Genomic DNA, 3,553 nt, shown 5'->3' on the forward strand with positions numbered 1-3,553 from the left:
TTGGAACACCGAGCTCATGGCGCAGCGACCGGGCACGACCGGGCTGCCGACCGACCATGCGTGCCCAGGTGGGACGGACCTGTTCGGTACACGGTTAGGAATCTTGACCGGTGACGGGGCATTTGTATACGACCAAGCCGTGTCGACACGGCGACCACACAGAGCCGACATCCGATCACCGTTCAGGCCTGCGAGCAACATCCAAACTTCCACGGAACGTCACAGATTGAACACATTGAGTCCGATAACAGCGCTTCGGCTTCTGGTCGGACAATCAGGTGTGCCCCTTCGGCGCGATCCCTGCAAGAATGTCAATCGACCTGATGTCGATCTTCGGGACCACAATGAGCGAGCGCAACAGTTCCGACTGGGGGCGCGTCGGCGACGACGGCACCGTGTACGTGCGGACGGCCGCGGGCGAACGCCCGGTCGGATCCTGGCGGGCCGGCAGCCCGGCAGAGGGCCTCGCACACTTCGGCCGGCGCTATGACGACCTGGCGGCCGAAGTCGTGCTGCTCGAACGGCGCCTCACCGTCCCCAGCGCTGAGCCGGCGGACCTCGCCGCGAGCGCGCGCCGGCTGCTGAGCTCCCTTGACACCGCCGCCGTCGTGGGTGATCTTGAAATCCTGACCCGGCGCCTCGAGGCGATCCTGCGCGCAGTCGACGAGCAGAAGGCCAAACGCGCAGCCGAGCGGGCCCAGCGGGCCGCCGCGGCGATCGAAGCCAAGGAGGCGATCGTCGCCGAAGGCGAACGCCTCGCCCGCAGCTCCGATTGGAAGGCGTCGGGCGAACGGTTCCGCGCTATCGCCACCGAGTTCCGGGCGATCACCGGGGTGGATCGCCGCACGGACACCGACCTGTGGAAACGAGTGACCGCTGCCCGCGATGAGTTCAACCGACGCCGGACCGCTCACTTCGCCGCACTTGACCAGCAGCGTGCGCAGGCCAAGGAGCGCAAGGAGGCGATCGTCGCCGAGGCCGAAACCCTTGCCGACTCCACGGAGTGGTCGTCCAGCGGCGCTCGGTACCGGACACTGCTGGACGAGTGGAAGGCGGCAGGACGCGCGCCCAAGGACGTCGAGGACACCCTGTGGCTGCGCTTCCGGTCCGCGCAGGACGCGTTTTTCGCCCGCCGCAACACGGCCAACGCCGAACGTGACGCCGAGCTGCGCGCGAATCAGGCCGGCAAGGAGCAGCTGCTCGCCGAGGCCGCCGCGATCGACCCTGGCCAGTCAGACCAGGCGCTACGCAGGTTTCGGGACATCGAACAACGCTGGGACACCATCGGGAAGGTGCCGCGGGAGGCCGGCGCAGACCTTGAACGCCGGCTGTCCGCCGCCGGTGACCGCATCCGTCACGCGGCGGACGCGCGGTGGCGCCGTCCGGAGACGACGGAGTCCGCATTTGTGGCGACATTGCGGGAATCTGTCGCCAAGCTGGAGGCAAAGCTGGACCGGGCCCGGGCCGGCGGACGCACGGACGAGGCAGCGAAAGCCGAGTCTGCACTTGCGACACAGCGTGAATGGCTTGCGCACGCGACACGTTAGAGCGGCCGACAGACCCGTCCATCATGATCAGATCAGTGCGGTGCCGAGCCCACTGATCCTCAGGCGCGGCGTACCCAGGTCGGCTGGGCGCTTGCCACAGCTAGCAGTCGGACGTACGCTTCACAGCGTTGGTTGCTCGGTCCTGCGGATCCCACCATTACAGATCTGCTTCTTCCGGGGTTCCACTCAGCCAAAGGCGACGTGGTCACGAATTTTCGCGTCACCGCCGGCCAATACGCTCTAGATGGGAGGAGGTTGACACCCAACGTGCCACCCCTGAATGTGCGTGATCTCGGAGACTTCATCAGGGACCAGCGCAAAACCGCACAGATTTCCCTTCGTCAGCTCGCTCGGCAGGCCGGGGTCAGCAATCCCTATCTGAGCCAGATAGAGCGTGGTCTGCGAAAGCCGTCCGCGGAGATACTACAGCAGATCGCCAAGGCACTCCGAATCTCCGCGGAGGTACTTTACGTTCAGGCCGGGATTCTAGACGAGCGGTCATCCGACAATGACGTCGTCGTCTCGATCCTCGCGGACGCGAGTCTCACCGAGCGGCAGAAGCAGGTTATCATTGAAATCTATGACGCGTTCCGTAAGGAGAACTCGACCTACGACCTGAATCCCGAATCACCCACGGTTGACGGCTCGAACACCGAGCAGGACAACGCGGGCGCAGACGCAGACCCCGAATCGGGGCTGGACACCGATTCCGACCAATCGGCCGCCCCCCCGAACGGCGACACCCCACAGGGCGTCGCGGCGGCCACGACCAGCTCCACCAAGGGCAGCCAGCCAAAGAGAACCACAACCGCGCGGAAGACGGTCAGAACCCGACCGGTCGGCGATACCGAACCACGAATGCCGGCGGCTCGGCGACCACGCTCAACCGGCGCCGGTGGGGAAGCCGACAGGGATGCCAATGGCAAGACCCCGACGAAGGCCGGCCCGACCGCAGCCGATGGCTCCGCGCCGACCACTATGGCGACCGTTGAACAAGCCACCCCTGACCCGGCAGAGGACGCCTAAAGATCAATTGATCGGCAACACGCCGACAACCGAAGGCCATGCCATAACCGCGAAGCAGGAGGTAGCAATGGCCACCATCCGAACAGACGCCCAGGCATCGGACGACGCCGCCGATTTTGAGGGCACCGTCAAGATGCCGCTATCCGAGGTCCGCAAGCCCCTGTACGCCTCCGTGGGGGCTGCCGACGCCGCCGTTGAGAAGATCCTAACCCTTCCCACGACCTACGTGGACGAGGTCAAGAAGCTGCCCGGCCGAGTCAACGACATTTCCACCCAGGCTCAGAAACTACCGATCAACGTGCAGACAGTGGTCCGAGCGCTGCCGGCCACGGTGGGTTCGCAACTTTCCGACCTGCAAGGACGCGCAACGTCGCTCTACAACAGCTTTGCCGATCGGGGCGAGAAGCGGGTTTCCAGCATTCGCCGGAGCCCGGTCACCGAGGAGGCTGTTTCCCGGACCAGGGCTGCGGTCAGCCAGACCATGGCCGCTCGCACGTCAACTCGCAGAGCAGCCGAAACTGTAGGCACCGCCGTCAGCGACGCCGCTTCGTCTGACTGACCTCGGCGAGTCCGGTCGGCGCCCCCGCGACCAGGGACGCTTCCCAAGCGGACTCCACCAGCACTCGAGAAACACAACCATGCATCACCGGTATGTTTCGGCGACCACGGGTCCCGGACCCGAACGTGCGGGACCCGTGGTGTCTCGTGTTGTATTGAGAGATGAGATTTCGCCCGCTCGGATCCTCCGGCCTGCTGGTTTCCGTCGTCGGTCTCGGCTGCAACAACTTCGGTTCAAGGGTTGACCTCGAGGGCACCCGGGCCGTCGTCACCGCAGCACTCGACAACGGCATAACGCTCTTCGACACCGCTGACACCTACGGCAACAAGGGCGGATCGGAAACCCTGCTCGGCCATATCCTGCGAACTCGACGCGACGACGTGGTGCTCGCTACCAAGTTCGGCCACGACATGGGTGGCTC

4 protein-coding genes are annotated in these 3,553 nt (G+C 65.3%); all 4 read left to right on the forward strand.

From position 1 onward, the window contains the following. The first annotated feature begins 344 nt into the window (after window positions 1-344). Entirely contained in the window at window positions 345-1,547 is a 1,203-nt protein-coding gene (locus U9977_RS26370; protein WP_322751978.1) for a DUF349 domain-containing protein, read from the forward strand. Between the two features lie 267 nt (window positions 1,548-1,814). Continuing rightward, window positions 1,815-2,573 (forward strand): helix-turn-helix transcriptional regulator, encoded by a 759-nt coding sequence (locus U9977_RS26375; protein ID WP_322751979.1) that lies wholly within the window; start codon window positions 1,815-1,817, stop codon window positions 2,571-2,573. After that, window positions 2,536-3,132 (forward strand): hypothetical protein, encoded by a 597-nt coding sequence (locus tag U9977_RS26380; RefSeq protein ID WP_416210790.1) that lies wholly within the window; start codon window positions 2,536-2,538, stop codon window positions 3,130-3,132. The genes U9977_RS26375 and U9977_RS26380 overlap by 38 nt, the downstream gene beginning before the upstream one ends. 161 nt (window positions 3,133-3,293) lie before the next feature. Next, window positions 3,294-3,553, forward strand: a 260-nt coding sequence (locus tag U9977_RS26385; protein WP_322751980.1) for an aldo/keto reductase, incomplete at its 3' end; no start/stop codon positions are given.

The sequence above is a fragment of the Protofrankia sp. Cas8 genome (assembly GCF_963555845.1).
Classification (GTDB): domain Bacteria; phylum Actinomycetota; class Actinomycetes; order Frankiales; family Frankiaceae; genus Protofrankia.